13 protein-coding genes are annotated in these 17,136 nt (G+C 59.8%); 6 read left to right on the top strand and 7 right to left on the bottom strand.

The genetic code is table 11. The annotated features are described in order from the left end of the window. Positions 1–7: 7 nt before the first annotated feature. On the bottom strand, positions 8–586 hold the full coding sequence (locus ACZ3HH_RS14330; RefSeq protein WP_465805506.1) for a CsiV family protein: 579 nt from the start codon (positions 584–586) through the stop codon (positions 8–10). A gap of 10 nt (positions 587–596) precedes the next feature. Continuing rightward, positions 597–4,046 carry a transcription-repair coupling factor gene (mfd, locus tag ACZ3HH_RS14325; protein WP_465805505.1) on the bottom strand — a complete coding sequence of 1,150 codons (3,450 nt, stop codon included), beginning with the start codon at positions 4,044–4,046 and terminating at the stop codon, positions 597–599. A 354-nt stretch (positions 4,047–4,400) separates the two neighbouring features. Between mfd and ACZ3HH_RS14320 the strand changes: the two genes are divergently transcribed. Further along, positions 4,401–5,864: a glyceraldehyde-3-phosphate dehydrogenase gene (locus tag ACZ3HH_RS14320; RefSeq protein WP_465805502.1), complete on the top strand. Its 1,464-nt coding sequence runs from the start codon at positions 4,401–4,403 to the stop codon at positions 5,862–5,864. 195 nt (positions 5,865–6,059) lie between these two features. Here ACZ3HH_RS14320 and tcuC read toward each other — a convergent pair whose 3' ends face one another. Then, positions 6,060–7,361 (bottom strand): tricarballylate/proton symporter TcuC, encoded by a 1,302-nt coding sequence (tcuC, locus tag ACZ3HH_RS14315; protein WP_465805501.1) that lies wholly within the window; start codon positions 7,359–7,361, stop codon positions 6,060–6,062. Between the two features lie 205 nt (positions 7,362–7,566). On the opposite strand from tcuC, the gene ACZ3HH_RS14310 reads away from it, so the two are divergent. After that, positions 7,567–8,616 carry an FAD:protein FMN transferase gene (locus ACZ3HH_RS14310; protein ID WP_465805499.1) on the top strand — a complete coding sequence of 350 codons (1,050 nt, stop codon included), beginning with the start codon at positions 7,567–7,569 and terminating at the stop codon, positions 8,614–8,616. Between the two features lie 206 nt (positions 8,617–8,822). Continuing rightward, positions 8,823–10,217, top strand: coding sequence for a Si-specific NAD(P)(+) transhydrogenase (gene sthA / locus ACZ3HH_RS14305; RefSeq protein WP_008073074.1), 1,395 nt, complete (start codon positions 8,823–8,825; stop codon positions 10,215–10,217). 42 nt (positions 10,218–10,259) lie between these two features. On the opposite strand, the gene ACZ3HH_RS14300 is transcribed toward sthA, so the two are convergent. Next, complete coding sequence (locus tag ACZ3HH_RS14300) at positions 10,260–10,982, bottom strand: glycerophosphodiester phosphodiesterase (RefSeq protein WP_465805496.1); 723 nt, start codon at positions 10,980–10,982, stop codon at positions 10,260–10,262. A gap of 14 nt (positions 10,983–10,996) precedes the next feature. Next, on the bottom strand, positions 10,997–11,578 hold the full coding sequence (locus tag ACZ3HH_RS14295; RefSeq protein WP_123359981.1) for a PilZ domain-containing protein: 582 nt from the start codon (positions 11,576–11,578) through the stop codon (positions 10,997–10,999). A 94-nt stretch (positions 11,579–11,672) separates the two neighbouring features. Here ACZ3HH_RS14295 and ACZ3HH_RS14290 point away from each other — a divergent pair, with 94 nt between their 5' ends. The 3 genes from ACZ3HH_RS14290 (at position 11,673) to ACZ3HH_RS14280 (ending at position 14,924) form a co-directional block, all read left to right on the top strand. Beyond that, on the top strand, positions 11,673–12,923 hold the full coding sequence (locus ACZ3HH_RS14290; RefSeq protein ID WP_465805494.1) for a lipoprotein-releasing ABC transporter permease subunit: 1,251 nt from the start codon (positions 11,673–11,675) through the stop codon (positions 12,921–12,923). A gap of 7 nt (positions 12,924–12,930) precedes the next feature. Continuing rightward, complete coding sequence (lolD, locus tag ACZ3HH_RS14285) at positions 12,931–13,614, top strand: lipoprotein-releasing ABC transporter ATP-binding protein LolD (protein WP_020700644.1); 684 nt, start codon at positions 12,931–12,933, stop codon at positions 13,612–13,614. 65 nt (positions 13,615–13,679) lie between these two features. Then, positions 13,680–14,924, top strand: a complete 1,245-nt coding sequence (locus ACZ3HH_RS14280) for a lipoprotein-releasing ABC transporter permease subunit (protein ID WP_465805492.1) — start codon at positions 13,680–13,682, stop codon at positions 14,922–14,924. Positions 14,925–15,047: 123 nt separating this feature from the next. Here ACZ3HH_RS14280 and ACZ3HH_RS14275 read toward each other — a convergent pair whose 3' ends face one another. Beyond that, entirely contained in the window at positions 15,048–16,397 is a 1,350-nt protein-coding gene (locus ACZ3HH_RS14275) for a heavy metal sensor histidine kinase (protein WP_465805490.1), read from the bottom strand. Beyond that, the gene (locus ACZ3HH_RS14270; RefSeq protein WP_465805488.1) at positions 16,397–17,077 is read right to left on the bottom strand and encodes a heavy metal response regulator transcription factor; all 681 of its coding nucleotides are present in this window, start codon (positions 17,075–17,077) and stop codon (positions 16,397–16,399) included. The genes ACZ3HH_RS14275 and ACZ3HH_RS14270 overlap by 1 nt, the downstream gene beginning before the upstream one ends. Positions 17,078–17,136: the final 59 nt, after the last annotated feature.

The raw sequence follows: 17,136 nt of genomic DNA, 5'->3' as shown, positions 1-17,136 counted from the left end.
GCTTCAATCAGTCCGGAATTACATCAGGGACTGGCCGAGGCGCAGGGGCGGTCAGCGAGGTGATCTTGATCAGCAGGCCCAGGTGGCCGTTGTCGAGGAAGTTCAGCTGACCGTTCTTGGTGTGGCTTTCCTGCTTCAGGCGTTCGCTGGCGGTGACCAGGCCGTTGGCATCAATCTTGTTGACCCAGAAGTCTGCATCGACGTCGGTGAAGCGTCCCAGTTTCAGGCTCAGCGTGCCCTCGATCGGGAACTGGCCGAACTGCTCGGTGCCTTCGCTGATCGCGACTTTGCTGGCTTCTTCGCCGAGCTTTTGTTGCCAGGCCTTGTGCAGCACCACGGTGTATTCGTTGCTGGCGGTGAGCTTTTCCACTTCGGGATTAAGGCTTGGCGTGCGAAAGCTGTCGGGGCTGATGCGTTGAGCGCCGGCATCCCAGTCTTCCGGCGCGGCGCGGCTGACGATGGCGGGCACAGCGTTTTGCCGCACCAGAATCATTTCAACCTGATACAGATCATCGGCAAACGCCGTGGGGGCGAGCAGTGACATCAACAACGTCAACAACAAGGTCAGTGAGCGAAACAGGCGCATGCGGCGTCCTTCAAGCAGTGGTCGGAATGAGGCGCTCGAATAGCGCTTCTACAGTATTAAAGCGTTCTTCCGGGCGCTCCATTGGTACCTGGAATTTGAACATTGTGGCGCCTTCGAATTTGTAGCGTTTGGGCTGGCTCTGGATCAGTTTGATCAGTGTCAGCGGGTCGACCGGGGTCTGTGCCGCGAACTCGATGCGACCGCCTTGCGGGCCGCCGTCGACCTTCTTGATGCCCAGTTGTTCGGCCTGCAATTTCAGCGCCGTGATCCGCACCAGGTTCTTGGTCGGCTCCGGCAGCAGACCGAAACGGTCGATCATCTCCACTTGCAGGTCCTTGAGGCCTTCCTCGTCGGTGGCCGAGGCAATGCGTTTATAGAGAATCAGTCGAGCATGCACATCCGGCAGGTAGTCTTCTGGAATCAGTGCCGGTACGCGCAAATTGACTTCCGGACCACCGCCCAACGGTTGATCGAGGTTCGGTTGTTCGCCCTTGCGGATCGACTTCACGGCGCGCTCGAGCATTTCCATGTACAGCGTGAAACCGACGGCCTGGATCTGCCCGCTCTGACCGTCGCCCAGCAGTTCGCCGGCGCCACGGATTTCCAGATCGTTGGTGGCGAGCACGAAGCCCGCGCCGAGGTCCTGGGTATTGGCGATCGCTTCCAGGCGCTTTTCCGCATCGGGAGTGATTTGCTGGCGCGGCGGTGTCAGCAGGTAAGCATACGCCTGGTGGTGGCTGCGACCGACGCGGCCGCGCAACTGGTGCAACTGCGCCAGGCCGAACTTGTCGGCACGCTCGATGATGATGGTGTTGGCGCTCGGCACGTCAATGCCGGTCTCGATGATGGTCGAGGCGATCAGTACGTTGAAGCGCTTGTGGTAGAAGTCGCTCATCACTTGTTCGAGATCACGTTCACGCATCTGCCCGTGGCCGATGCCGATCCGTGCTTCCGGCACCAGTTCGGCGAGGTCGGCGGCGCATTTCTCGATGGTTTTCACGTCGTTGTGCAGGTAGTAGACCTGACCGCCACGTAGCAATTCACGGAGCAGGGCCTCTTTGACCGTGCTCTTGTTCTGCTCCATGACGAAGGTGCGCACCGACAGACGACGGGCCGGTGGCGTGGCGATGATCGACAGGTCACGCATGCCCGATACGGCCATGTTCAGCGTGCGCGGAATCGGCGTAGCGGTTAGTGTCAGGATGTCGACTTCACTGCGCAGCGCCTTGAGCTGTTCTTTCTGACGGACACCGAAACGGTGCTCTTCGTCGATGATCACCAGCCCGAGGTTTTTGATCTTCACATCGTCTTGCAGCAGTTTGTGTGTGCCGATGACGATGTCGATCTTGCCTTCGGCCAGGTCCGCGACCGCAGCGTTCACTTCTTTGGTCGACTTGAAGCGGCTCATCACTTCCACGCTTACCGGCCAGTCGGCGAAGCGGTCGCGAAAGCTGTTGTAGTGTTGCTGGGCGAGCAGGGTGGTCGGCACCAGAATCGCCACCTGACGACCGCCATGCACTGCGATGAACGCCGCGCGCATCGCCACTTCGGTCTTGCCGAAACCGACGTCGCCGCAGACCAGACGATCCATCGGTTTCGGCGCGAGCATGTCGGCGCGCACCGCTTCGATGGTGGTCTGCTGGTCCGGGGTTTCTTCGAACGGGAAACCGGCGCTGAACGTCGCGTAATCGGCTTTCGGGTCGGCGAAGGCATAACCCTCGCGAGCGGCGCGGCGGGCATAGATGTCGAGCAATTCGGCGGCCACGTCGCGCACTTGTTCGGCGGCTTTGCGTTTGGCTTTCTGCCAGGTCTCGGAGCCGAGACGGTGCAGCGGCGCCAAGGCATCGTCGCTGCCGGTGTAGCGGGCGATCAGGTGCAGGTTGGCGACCGGGACGTACAGCTTGGCGTTCTCGGCATATTCAAGGGTCAAGAATTCGGCGGCTTGACTGTCGATTTCCAGGATCGTCAGCCCCAGATAGCGGCCGACACCATGATCGATATGCACAACCGGCGCGCCTTCGCGCAGCTCGGTGAGGTTTTTGATCACTGCATCGTTGTTGGCGTCAGCGCGTTTCTCGCGACGGCGGCGCTGCATCACGCGCTGGCCGAACAATGGGCTTTCAGCGACCAGGGCCAGCGCTGGATCGTCCAGCAACAGGCCTTCGTCGAGCGGCGCGATGGTGATCGCCAAGCGCTCCTTGCTCGCAACAAAGTCTGGCCAGCTGTCGACGGTTTTCGGCCGCAGCTTCAGGCGTTCCAGCAATTCCAGCAGCACTTCACGACGACCTGCGGACTCGGCGGTAAACAGCACGCGCCCAGGGAAATCGTCGAGGAAGCCGGCCAGCGCCGCCAGCGGTTGAGTAGCCTTGGCTTCGATGGCCAGGTTCGGCAGCGGCTGAGCCGGGAAGCGCTCGCGACCGACACCGGTTTCCACGTCCTGTTGACTGGCAACCACACGGGGCCAAGTCTTCAGGCGGGCAAAGCAATCTTCCACGGGCAAGAACAGCTCGGCCGGTGGCAATAAAGGACGGGATGGATCGACGCGACGCTCTTCATAGCGATTGCGTACGTCGTTCCAGAAATTCTCCGCCGCCTGTTCGATGCCCGGCAAAGAGAACACTTGCGTGTCCTGGGGCAGGTAATCGAACAGTGTAGAGGTTTCGTCGAAGAACAGCGGCAAGTAGTACTCGATACCCGCCGGTGTAATCCCGCTGCTCAAATCCTGAAAGATCGGGCAGCGACGAAAGTCGACATCGAAGCGTTCGCGAAAGCGCGCCTTGAAACGGGTGACCGCATCCTTTTGCAGCGGGAACTCCCGCGCCGGCAGCAGGCGAACAGTGTCCACCTTGTCGATGGAGCGCTGGTTTTCCGGATCGAAGGTGCGCAGGGTTTCGATTTCGTCGTCGAACAGATCAATGCGGAAGGGCAGTTTGCTGCCCATCGGGAACAGATCGATCAGCGAGCCGCGCACGGTGAATTCGCCGTGCTCATAGACTGTATCGACGTAACGATAGCCGCTGGCCTCAAGCCGGCTGCGCATTTGCTCGACATCGAGCTTCTGGCCGACATCCAGCACCAGGCTGCTGCCGAGCAGAAATTTGGTCGGCGCCAGGCGGTGCAGGGCCGTGGTGATCGGCACGACCAGCACGCCATGCTCCAGCTCCGGCAACCGATACAGGCTGGCGATGCGCTGAGAGATGATGTCCTGGTGTGGCGAGAACAGGTCGTAGGGCAGGGTTTCCCAGTCCGGGAAATGCAGCACCGGCAAATCCGGGGCGAAGAAACTCAGCTCCTGTTCCAGCCGTTCGGCACTCTGGCTGTCGGCGGTCAGTAGCAGGGTAAAGCGCTTGGCAGCGCTGGCGGCCTCGGCGATGGCCAGGCTCAGGGCGGCACCGGGCAGGTTGCCCCAGTGCTGTTTACCTGCCGCGGCAGGGAGAAGCGGTAGACGCAGAACGGGCACGGAAGGTTGAGCTCCAAGCGTTGCGACAAAGTCGACAATTGTAACGGCCTCAGGTGCCGGCTGTCAGTTGCAGACTGTGTCTATATGCACAGGTTGGGTGAAATGTAGTGGTAATGACAAAAACTGGCGCTTTGATACTGAAAATGTAGTGCCAAAACCGCTCAGTGTTACGGAGGGTTACGGACACGGCATCGTTATCGTCGAAAAATTGACTGTGCTGAAAGCCCCGGTTTTACTGGGCTGGAGCGGGGCGTAATTTTTTTGAACAGGATTTTGTTACCGCCTGTGCGACAGGCGCGCATTGCTACGGGAGGCACTCGGCGGCATAATGTAGCCCCTTTTTTCTGCCCCTACATGTGGAAGGTTCCCGTGACTCAGAAGCCCGACCAGTGTCTTGGTGAATGGATCGACCGTGAAGCACTCGCAGAAGCGATGATTCCGCTTATCGGTCAGCTTTACCGCAATAACAACGTGGTGAGCTCGATCTATGGCCGCAGTCTGATCAACCAGTCTGTCATCGCGATTCTCAAAGCTCACCGCTTTGCTCGCCATCGCCAGTCCGATGACAGCGAATTGTCCGTCCACGAAACATTCCCGCTGCTCAAGGCAATGAGCGAGCTCAAGCTCGGCGCTGCTTCGGTAGACCTGGGCAAGATGGCTGTCAAATTCAAAGCCGAAGGCAATGGCCGTACCGCCGAAGCGTTCGTTCGTGACGAACTGGCCGATGTGGTCGGCAAGCAGAATGGTTCCGGTCGTACCGGCACCGACGTTGTCCTGTACGGCTTCGGTCGTATCGGTCGTCTGCTGGCGCGTATCCTGATCGAGAAAACCGGTGGTGGCGATGGCCTGCGTCTGCGCGCCATCGTTGTCCGCAAGGGCGCCGAGAACGATCTGGTCAAACGTGCCAGCCTGCTGCGTCGCGACTCGGTGCACGGTTCGTTCAATGGCACCATCACCATTGATGAAGCCAACAACACCATCACCGCCAACGGCAACCTGATCCAGGTTATCTACGCGAAGAACCCGACTGAAGTGGACTACACCCAGTACGGCATCAAAAACGCGCTGCTGGTGGACAACACCGGTGTATGGCGTGACGCCGACGGCCTGGGCCAGCACCTGACCTGCCCGGGTATCGACCGCGTTGTTCTGACCGCGCCTGGCAAAGGCAAGCTGAAGAACATCGTTCACGGCATCAACCACGGTGAAATCACTGCTGACGACAAGATCGTGTCCGCCGCTTCCTGCACCACCAACGCCATCGTGCCGGTGCTGAAGGCTGTGAATGACAAGTTCGGCATCATCAACGGTCACGTCGAAACCGTTCACTCGTACACCAACGACCAGAACCTGATCGACAACTTCCATAAGGGCGATCGCCGTGGCCGTAGCGCCGCGCTGAACATGGTTATCACCGAGACTGGTGCTGCCACCGCTGCTGCCAAAGCCCTGCCTGAGCTGGCCGGCAAGCTGACCGGTAACGCGATCCGTGTTCCGACGCCGAACGTGTCGATGGCCATTCTCAACCTGAACCTTGAGAAAGCCGCCACCCGTGAAGAGATGAACGAGTACCTGCGCTACATGGCGCTGCACTCCGATCTGCACAAGCAAATCGACTACGTCAATTCGCAGGAAGTGGTATCCACCGACTTCGTGGGCTCGCGCCACGCAGGTGTTGTGGACGCTGAAGCGACCATCGTTCAGGACAACCGCGTTGTTCTGTACGTCTGGTACGACAACGAGTTCGGTTACAGCTGCCAGGTAGTTCGCGTGATGGAAGACATGGCCGGTGTAAACCCGCCAGCGTTCCCGCGCTAAGCCTTAGCCGCACATGAAAACGCCCCGACTTTGGTCGGGGCGTTTTTGTTTGTGGGGTTTGTCAGTTACAGGTGTGTTGTTTGTATTGGCCTCATCGCGAGCAGGCTCGCTCCCACATTGGAATTGCGGTGTGATCACCAATGTGTGAGCGCCGCAGACTCCTGTGGGAGCGAGCCTGCTCGCGATGGCTATCTATCAGGCGCCGCCGCTAACGATTGCTGCCTGCGCCGTCCGCAGTTCATGTTTGTTACCCCGGAACAACACCAGCGTCGCGATCAACCCCAACACTGCCGCACCACTGAGCCATATCCCTGGCGCAGCCTTGTTATCCAGCACATGGATCAGATACGTACACGCCGCCGGCGTAAACCCGCCGAAGGTTGCTGTCGCCAGGCTGTAGGCCAAAGAGAATCCAGTCGTACGAACTTCCACCGGCATGATCTCGGTCAGGGCTACGACCATGGCGCCGTTGTACGAGCCATACAGGAAAGACAACCACAACTCGACGATCAGCAGATGGCTGAAGCTCGGGTTCGCAACCAGCCATGACAGTGCTGGATAAGCCGTGAGGATCGCCAGAATCGTCGCCGCCACCAGCAGGGGTTTGCGCCCGATCCTGTCAGACACAGAGCCCATCACCGGCAGCCAGAAGAAATTCGACAGACCAATGCACACCGTCACCAGCAACGTATCCAGATCCGACAGATGCAGTTCGGCTTTGCCGAAGGTCGGGGTGTAGGCAGTGATCAGGTAGAACGAAACAGTGGTCATCACCACCAGCGCCATGCCGGCGAGGACGATGCCGAAGTTCTGACCAATCGAGCGGACAATGTCTTGCAGGGTAGGGCGGTGCTTGCGCGCCTGGAATTCCGGGGTTTCTTCCAGCGAGCGGCGGATCACGAAGATCACCGGCACGATCATGCAGCCGATCAGGAACGGCACGCGCCAGCCCCATTCACCCATTTCTTGTGGGCTGAGCCAATGGTTCAAGCCCACGCCGAGCAGGCCGGCAAAGACCACCGCGGCTTGCTGACTGGCGGATTGCCAACTGACGAAGAAGCCTTTGCGGCCTGGTGTGGAGATCTCGGCGAGGTACACCGACACACCGCCCAGTTCCACGCCCGCCGAGAAGCCTTGCAACAAACGACCGAACAATACGATCAGCGGCGCCGCGACACCCAGCGTCGCGTAACCCGGCACGCAGGCAATCAATAGTGTGCCGGCGGCCATCATTGCCAGTGTGATGATCAGGCCTTTGCGGCGACCGTGACGGTCGATGTAAGCCCCAAGGAAAATCGCCCCCAGCGGACGCATCAGGAAGCCGGCCCCGAAAGTGGCCAAAGACAGCATCAGGGAAGCGAAAGCGCTGTCGGCAGGGAAGAAGGTTTTAGCAATGGCCGTGGCGTAAAAGCCGTAGACCATGAAGTCGAACATCTCCAGGAAGTTTCCGCTGACGACGCGAAAAATTGCTTTGCCGTTGCTCGTATTGGAAGACATTAGTAGGTACTCACGCTGGTAAATCTTGTTTGAAAACGCTGCACCTGTGGGAGCGAGCCTGTGTGGCGAGGGAGCTTGCTCCCGTTCGATTGCGCAGCAATCGTAAAGTCGGTCATCGCTATCGCGAGCAGGCTCGCTCCCACAGGTTTGGCGTCTGGCTGACGGGCGCTGGCAGACCTCGCTCTCATGCGCTCTGAGGCCCATAATGGCGGGCGCGGTTTTGAGGGGAGATGAAGATTTGTTAACTGGACGGTGGGTTGGACTTGTGGTGCTGGCCGGCGTTTTGTCCGGTTGTGGCAGCGGCGACAGCCTGGAACGCTTCGACGGCCCGACCATGGGCAGTCGTTATTCCATCCAATACGTAAGACATTCCTCCACGCCTGGGCCGAAAGCGGTGCAGGCCGAAGTAGAAAATATCCTCGCCGAAGTGGATCGACAATTCTCGACCTATCGCAGCGACTCGGACACCGTACGCTTCAACGCACTGCCGGCCGGTCGCTGTCAGGTTATGCCAGGCCCTGTGCTTGAATTGATCCGTGTGGGCGAGCAGTTGTCATCCCAAAGCGACGGCTCCTTCGACTTGACGGTGGAGCCGCTGCTCAATCTCTGGGGATTCGGGCCGCAGTCCCGGGAAGAAAAAGTGCCGACCGCCGAGGTCCTTGCCCTGACGCGACAGCGCGTTGGATATGGTCACTTACGCATCGACGGCGAGCGGTTGTGTAAAGATGCCCCGGTGGAAGTCGACTTCAATAGTCTCGCCGCTGGCTATGCTGTCGACCGGATCGCCGGCAGGCTCGAGGCTTTGGGCATCGACAGTTACCTCGCTGAAGCCACTGGAGAGCTCAAGGCTACCGGGCACAAACCCGATGGCTCGGCTTGGCACGTCGCCCTTGAGGAGCCCCGCGATGACCAACAAGTGGCCAAACGCATCATCGCCGTCGACGGCTACGCTGTGTCCACCTCCGGCGACTACCGCAATTATTTTCAGCAGAATGGCCGGCGCTATTCCCACACCTTCGATGCCCGCACCGGCGCTCCGGTCCTACACGCCCTGGCGTTAGTCACAGTCATTCATCCTTCAGCGTTAATGGCCGATGGCCTATCGACGCTGTTGCTGATTCTCGGTCCTGAACGGGGTTGGGACTATGCCGAAACGCATGACATTGGTGCATTTTTTGTGATTCGTGCCGATACAGGTTTCGTCACGCGCACCAGTCAGGCTTTTGAGCGCCTGGCGGGTGAGAAAACCAAGTGATTGCGGCTTAAAAAGCATTTTTGATGGCGTTGTAGTGCAGGCAAAACTAGCCTACGACGCGACCAAGGGTTAATGTGCCCGGCGTTGACGCTTCTATAGACTGTGTCCGGGTTCTGCACTGGCCCCAAATTGTTCCTTCACGCCGCAGATCGGCGTGATTTAGCCGCAGGTGCCGAGGGCGCCGCGGCCTGTTCTGAGGAGTATGCATGGCTGTCTACAACTACGACGTGGTGGTGTTGGGTTCCGGCCCGGCGGGAGAAGGCGCGGCAATGAATGCCGCCAAAGCAGGGCGCAAGGTGGCGATGGTCGATAGTCGTCGCCAGGTCGGCGGCAACTGCACCCACTTGGGCACCATCCCGTCCAAGGCCTTGCGTCACTCGGTCCGGCAGATCATGCAATTCAACACCAACCCGATGTTCCGGGCGATTGGTGAGCCGCGCTGGTTCTCGTTCCCGGACGTTTTGAAAAGCGCCGAAAAAGTCATCTCCAAACAAGTCGCCTCGCGCACCGGCTACTACGCCCGTAACCGCGTCGACGTGTTCTTCGGCACCGGCAGCTTCGCTGACGAGCAAACCATCGAAGTGGTCTGCGCCAACGGCGTGGTTGAAAAACTGGTGGCCAAGCACATCATCATCGCCACCGGTTCGCGCCCTTATCGCCCGGCGGACATCGATTTCCATCACCCGCGTATCTACGATAGCGACACCATCCTCAGCCTCGGCCACACCCCGCGCAAACTCATCGTTTACGGCGCTGGTGTGATCGGTTGCGAATACGCCTCGATCTTCAGTGGTCTGGGTGTGCTGGTCGAGCTGGTGGATAACCGCGGTCAGTTGCTGAGCTTCCTCGACTCGGAAATTTCCCAGGCCCTGAGTTACCACTTCAGCAACAACAACATCACAGTTCGCCACAACGAAGACTACGACCGCGTCGAAGGCGTGGACAACGGCGTGATCCTGCACCTGAAGTCCGGCAAGAAGATCAAGGCCGATGCCTTGCTCTGGTGCAACGGCCGTACCGGCAACACCGATCAGCTGGGGCTGGAAAATATCGGCGTGAAGGTCAACAGCCGTGGCCAGATCGAAGTCGACGAAAACTACCGTACCTGCGTACCGAACATTTATGGTGCCGGTGACGTGATCGGCTGGCCGAGCCTGGCCAGTGCCGCCCACGACCAGGGCCGTTCGGCCGCCGGCAGCATTGTCGACAACGGCAGCTGGCGCTTCGTCAACGACGTGCCAACCGGCATCTACACCATTCCGGAGATCAGCTCGATCGGCAAGAACGAGCAGGAGCTGACCCAGGCCAAGGTGCCGTACGAAGTGGGCAAGGCGTTCTTCAAGGGCATGGCCCGTGCGCAGATTGCCGGCGAACCGCAAGGCATGCTGAAGATCCTGTTCCACCGCGATACCCTGGAAGTGCTGGGCGTTCACTGCTTCGGTTATCAGGCGTCGGAGATCGTGCACATCGGTCAGGCGATCATGAGCCAGCCGGGCGAACAAAACACCCTGAAGTACTTCGTCAACACGACGTTCAACTACCCGACCATGGCTGAAGCCTATCGGGTAGCGGCGTACGATGGCCTCAACCGGCTTTTTTGAGCGGCTCCGGCCGGTGGCCTGAGCCGGCCGGGGAGACCGATTTCAGCAATTCTCGAGCGTGGCAGTGGCCAAACCGGGAAAGTCTGTAATCAGGCTGTCAACGCCGAAGTCGACGAGTCTGCGCATCAGCGCGGGCTCGTTGACTGTCCACACCGACACATGCAGCCCCTGACGCTGCGCCTTCTGCAGGCGTTCCGGCGTACACAGGGTCCAGTTCAGCGCCAGCATCTCACAGCCATAGTTTTGCGCGACCTTCAACGGGTCGAGCCAGGCGTACTCGGCCACCAATCCGCGAGACACGTCCGGCACCAGGTCCAGCGCGGCTTTCAACACTTCGCGTGAACTCGACGTAATCGTAATCTTGTCCCGCATACCGAAACGCTGCGCCATTTCGCGAATCGCCAGCACGGTGGTCGCGGCACGGGTGCGTGAAGCGCTTTTGACTTCCAGTTGCCAGTGATCGAAATCACATTTTTCGAACAATTCTTCCAGCGTTGGAATAGGGCAGGGTTTGATCCAGCCCGGGCCACCCTTGCGCGCGTCGTAGGTCACCAGCTCCGCGGCGGTATGTTCGACTACTTTGCCGCGATGCTCGGTGGTGCGTTTGAGAGTCGGGTCGTGGATCACCATCAACTCGCCATCCCTGGACAGGTGCAAGTCCAGTTCGCAACGGCGTACGCCGTGCTTGAGGCATTCCTGAAAGCTGGTCAGGGTGTTTTCCGGTGCTTCGCCCTTGGCGCCGCGATGGCCGTAGATGAGAGTCACGGTTCTTCCTTAAATTAAATGCCTGATTCGTTTTGTTCGCGGGCCAGGCGTCGTTCTTGTGCCTGTCGCTGCAAGATGTAACGGGCCAGCAATTGCCGCTGGGCATCGGACAGGTATTCGAACTCGGTGCCGATGTCATAGCCGTCGCCCTTGCGGTCACAATGGGTGACACGGGCCCGCAGCAACAGGCCAAGGGCTTGCGGCATCAGCACCAGTTTCACCGACAGGTGCGCGCCAGTGGCGATGGGCGTCGGATGCTGAAAGTCGATGCCCCCTTCGGAGATAATCACTGGCTGCGGCTCGCCGATCTGTCCGAGCACGGTCAGGGCGACCACTTGGCTCAGCAGATCGATGCGTTTGTTCTGGGATTTCAGGAACGCGGCGATGGTCCGGTCGCGTTCGCTGATCTGTCGCAGCAGGTGTTGCGACTCGAATTCGCTCAGGTGCAGTTCGCTGAGCAGGTTGAATAGAGGGGAAGCATCCTGCAACACTTCCTGGCCTGCGGCTTCGGGAGCAGACAGGGGCCGAATTTCCAGTGCGATCGTGTCCTCGATACGGTAGTATTCGCGGCGATCTTCTTCATCTAATGTCGACATGGCGAACCCATGGTAGCGGCGGTGGTCTGAGTGTAAAGCTGGTTATCGACCCCCGCCACAAGGACGTTCCTTTTCCCTCCGAACAAGCCCCGACATGTTCAGACCTCTCTTCGTATTTATTGGCACGCGTTATACCCGTGCAAAGCGTCGCAATCATTTTGTGTCGTTCATTTCCCTGACCTCGATGATCGGACTCGCCCTTGGCGTGGTCGTGATGATCGTCGTGCTGTCGGTCATGAACGGCTTCGATCATGAGATGCGCACCCGCGTGCTGGGCATGGTGCCCCACGCGACCATCGAGTCCGGTGAGCCGATCAGCGACTGGCAAAGCCTGGCCACCAAGGTCAAGCAGAGCCCGCAGGTGACGGCGGTTGCGCCCTTCGTCCAGATGCAGGGCCTGCTGACCAACAACGGCAAGGTCTCCAAAGTGCTGCTCAATGCCATCGACCCTGTGCAGGAGCGGCAGGTATCGATCATTGATAACTTCATGCAGCAGGGCAAACTCGACGACCTGGCGCCGGGCAGTTTCGGCATCGTCATCGGCGACAAGGCCGCGGCCAAGCTCGGCGTGGCGGTCGGCGACAAGCTGACGTTTGTCGCGCCGGAAGTCACCGTGACCCCGGCCGGGATGTTCCCGCGCATGAAACGCTTTACCGTGGTCGGCATCTTCCATGTCGGTGCCGGTGAGATCGACGGGTATCTGGGCATCACCAATTTGCAGGATCTGGCGAAGCTGCACCGCTGGAAGCCGGATCAGGTCCAGGGCCTGCGCTTGAAGTTCGACGATTTGTTCCAGGCGCCACGCGTCGCGTGGACCATCGCCCAGCAACTCGGCGAAGACAAATATTACGCCCGCGACTGGACCCGCACCCACGGCAATCTGTATCAGGCGATCCGCATGGAAAAAGCCATGATCGGCCTGCTGTTGCTGCTGATCGTCGCCGTTGCGGCGTTCAATATCATTTCCACGCTGGTGATGGTGGTGAACGACAAGAAGGGCGACATCGCGATCCTGCGCACCCTTGGCGCCACGCCGGGTTCAATCATGGCGATCTTCATGGTCCAGGGTACGGTCATTGGCGTGGTCGGTACGCTAATCGGCGCTGTGGTCGGGATCTTCGCCGCGCTCAACGTCAGCGCCGCGATTTCGGCCCTTGAAGGGCTGATCGGCCACAAATTCCTGAACGCTGACGTGTATTTCATCGATTACCTGCCGTCGCAGGTGCAGAGCCAGGACGTGTTGATGGTCTGCGCCGCCGCGTTGGTTCTGAGTTTCCTCGCCACCCTGTATCCAGCCTGGCGTGCCGCGCGCACCCAGCCTGCGGAGGCGCTACGTTATGAGTGAGTCGGGCATGAGTGATAAAGCAATCTTGAGTTGCCGCAACCTGGGCAAATCCTACGTGGAAGGCCCGGAATCGGTAGAGGTTCTGGCGGGTCTGCAACTGGAGTTGCACCCAGGTGAGCGAGTGGCGATCGTTGGTACGTCGGGTTCGGGCAAAAGTACCTTGCTCAACCTGCTGGGTGGCCTCGATACGCCGACCAAGGGCAGCGTCTGGCTGGCCGGTGAAGAGCTCTCGGCATTGAACGAAAAGGCCCGTGGCCTGCTGCGCAATCGGTCGTTGGGTTTCGTTTACCAGTTCCACCACTTGTTGCCTGAGTTCACCGCGCTGGAAAACGTCTGTATGCCGTTGCTGATCGGTAAAACCGCGATCCCGGAAGCGCGTCAGCGTGCGACGGCTTTGCTGGAGCGGGTAGGGCTGGGCCATCGTCTGGAGCACAAGCCGGCGGAATTGTCCGGTGGTGAACGCCAGCGTGTGGCCATCGCTCGTGCCTTGGTGAACAAACCAGGCCTGGTGATGCTCGACGAGCCGACCGGCAACCTCGACTCTCATACTGCTCAAGGCATTCAGGATTTGATGCTGGAACTCAGCACCTCGATGCGTACCGCGTTTCTGGTGGTGACCCACGACATGAACCTGGCTCGCCAGATGGATCGCGTCCTGCATTTGCAGGAAGGTTACCTGACACCCATCTGATTGGCCGAAACCCGGCGCACCGAACAGTGCGTCGGGTCTTTTATTTTTATACGGTGCCCCAGCGAATGTTCAGACCGTTATCGATCTTTATCGGCATGCGCTATACCCGCGCCAAGCGCCGCAATCGCTTTGTTTCCTTCATCTCGATGACCTCGATGATCGGCCTCGCCCTGGGCGTGCTGGCGATGATCGTGGTGCTGTCGGTGATGAACGGCTTCCAGCGCGAAATGAGCTCGCGCATCCTTGGCATGGTGCCCCACGCGACCATCGTCGGCGTGAACCCTATCGACGATTGGCAGCCAGTAGCCGCCGCGGCGATGAAAAATCCTGAAGTCACCGCCGCCGTGCCGTTTACCGAGATGGAAGGCATGCTGTCCTACAAGGGCACGATGCAGCCGATCCAGGTCAGCGGTGTCGACCCGGCGCTGGAAGGCAAGGTCTCGATCGTTGCCAAGCACATTGTTCAGGGGCGTCTCGATGCCTTGAAACCAGGCGAGTTTGGCGTGGTGGTCGGTGAGATCACTGCACGACGCTTTCGCTTGAATGTCGGCGACAAGATCACCCTGATCGTGCCGGAAATCAGCACTGCACCGGGCGGCATCACCCCGCGCATGCAGCGACTGAACGTGGTTGGCGTGTTCAAAGTTGGCGCCGAGTTGGACGGCTCGATGGCGCTGATCCACCTCGCCGATGCCGCGCAGATGCAACACTGGCAGCCGAATCAGGTGCAGAGCGTGCGCTTGGCGGTGAAGGATCTGTACGCCGCGCCGCAAGTGTCGAGCGACATCGCGACAGGCCTGGGCGCCGCCTACAAGGCTGACGACTGGACCCACACCCAAGGCAGTCTGTTCAGCGCGATGAAAATGGAAAAAACCATGATCGGCCTACTGTTGCTGATGATCGTCGCGGTGGCGGCGTTCAACATCATCGCCACCCTGATCATGGTGGTGAACGACAAGGGCGCGGACATCGCAATCCTGCGCACCATCGGCGCGACGCCTCGGCAGATCATGGCGATCTTCATGGTGCAGGGCACGGTGATCGGGGTTGTCGGTACCTTGATTGGCGGCGTGCTGGGCGTGATCGCAGCGCTGAACGTCAGTGAACTGGTGGGCTGGATGGAGCGGGTCAGCGGGCAGCACATCTTCAGTTCCGATGTGTACTTTGTCAGTAACTTGCCGTCGGAACTGCAGGGCGCGGATGTGTTGTTGATCTGTTCCGCCGGTTTCATCATGAGCTTTTTGGCGACGGTGTATCCGGCGTGGCGGGCGGCGAAAGTCGAGCCGGCTACTGCATTGCGGTATTCGTAAGCCTGTAGATCGCTATCGCGGGCAAGCCCGCTCCCACAGTGACCGAGTTGAATCACAATGCTGTGAACGACTCAAAACCCTGTGGGAGCGGGCTTGCCCGCGATGGAGCCAGACCTGCTGCCCTCAATCCCCCTTCGGCAACTCAATCACAAACCGCGTCCATCCGTTATCCGATTCGCAACCAATCTGCCCGCCATGGGCGCGAATGATCGATTGGGTGATCGCCAATCCCAACCCCGCATGTTCACTGCTGCCTTCACGACGCGCCGGGTCTGCCCGGTAGAAACGGTCAAACAAACGCGGCAACAAGTCTTCAGAAATCCCTTCACCACTGTTTTCAACAGTCAGGCTCAAGCCATTCGGCTGCTCGATAATCCGCACCCGCACCTCGCCACCGACCGGGGTAAACCGCAACGCATTGTCCAGCAAATTGGACAGCGCCCGACGCAACATACTGCGGTCGCCCTGCATGCGCGCGCTGCCGTCACGACTCAACTTCACCTGAGCGTCCTCGGCCAGCGGTGCAAAGAACTCCAGCAACACATCGGCTTCTTCCGCCAGCTCCAGCGGTTCGCGCTTGGGCATCAGCAAACCGTGGTCAGCCTTGGCCAGGTACAACATGTCGTTGACCAGTTGCGCCATCCATTGCAGTTCTTCGAGGTTGCTGTGCAGCGCTTCGCGGTAATCCTCGATGGGGCGAGGGCGGGTGAGGGTGACCTGGGTGTGGGTCAGCAGGTTCGACAGCGGTGTGCGCAGTTCATGGGCGATGTCGGCGGAGAACGCCGAGAGGCGCTGAAAAGAGTCGTCGAGGCGTCCGAGCATGGCGTTGAAGCTGTGGGCCATTTCCGCGAGTTCCGGCGGCATGTTGGCTTCCGGCAGGCGGGCGTTGAGCGATTGCGCCGATACGCCGCTGGCGACCGCACTCATGCGCCGCAGTGGGCGCAAACCACTGCGCGCGGCCCAGGCACCGAGCAGGGCGGTGGCCAGGGCCGAGAGGCCGACCGTCAGCCAAATCAGATGCTGCATGCGTTGCAGAAAGTGTTGGTGATGGGTGATGTCCAGCAGCAAAGTCAGTTGCGGTGAATCGGGTTTATCGGGGATCAGCGGCGCATTCAGGACGCGATAGTCGGTGCCGTCGTCACTCACTGTCGATAGGCCCAACTGGCGCGGCAAGTCTTTGGGTAAACGGTCCGAGCTGTCGTACACGCGTTGGCCGTCGCTGCCAATGATGCGCAGCGAAAGATCGGCTTGTCGGCTCAATTCATCGGCCAGTCTGGTCTCGGTTTCACTGGACTGAATGTCATCCAGCGCCCGACGCAAGCCAATCAGTTTGCCGTCGAGCAATTGCTGGTCCAATTCGACAAAGTGCGCCTCGCTGGCGCGGCTGAACAACACCCCGGCGAACAACGACACCACGGCAGTGCATGCTGCGAACAGCAGTGCCAGACGATTGCTTAGTGAGAGTTGGCGCATCAGGCAGGGCGCTCTTCAAGGACATAACCCATGCCACGCACGGTGTGGATCAACTTGTTTGGGAAGTCATCGTCGATCTTCAGGCGCAAACGGCGGATCGCCACTTCAATAACGTTAGTATCGCTGTCGAAATTCATGTCCCACACCTGGGAAGCGATCAGCGACTTGGGCAGAACTTCGCCTTGGCGCCGTAGGAGCATTTCCAGCAGGGCGAATTCCTTGGCGGTCAGGTCGATGCGCTGACCGTTGCGCTCGACCCGGCGGCGGATCAGGTCCAGGCGTAAGTCGGCCAGTTGCAGGCTGGTTTCCTGAGGCGTGGTGCTGCCGCGACGCAGCAGGCTACGAACCCGCGCCAGCAGTTCGGAGAAGGCGAACGGTTTGACCAGATAGTCGTCGGCGCCCAGTTCCAGGCCGTGGACCCTGTCCTCCACTGCGTCTCGCGCTGTAAGAAACAGTACCGGTGTGTCGAGGCCTGCGCCGCGCACTGTTTGCAGAATCTGCCAGCCATCGCGTCCAGGGAGCATCACATCGAGAATCAGCAAGGCGTAATCGCCGCTCAACGCCAATTGCTGACCGGTGTTGCCGTCAGCCGCCAGTTCGGTGGTGAAACCGGCCTCGGTCAGGCCCTGACGCAGGTAATGGCCGGTTTTCGGTTGGTCTTCGACAATCAGCAGTTTCATGGGCGACTCGGGCAATTGGAACGGGTGCGTTATACCGTGGGCGGCGGCGATAATGGCCA

The organism is Pseudomonas sp. PME37.24/025 (genome assembly GCF_055556615.1).
The sequence above is the reverse complement of the archived record's forward strand: the minus strand, read 5'-3'. Positions and strand labels throughout refer to the sequence as shown.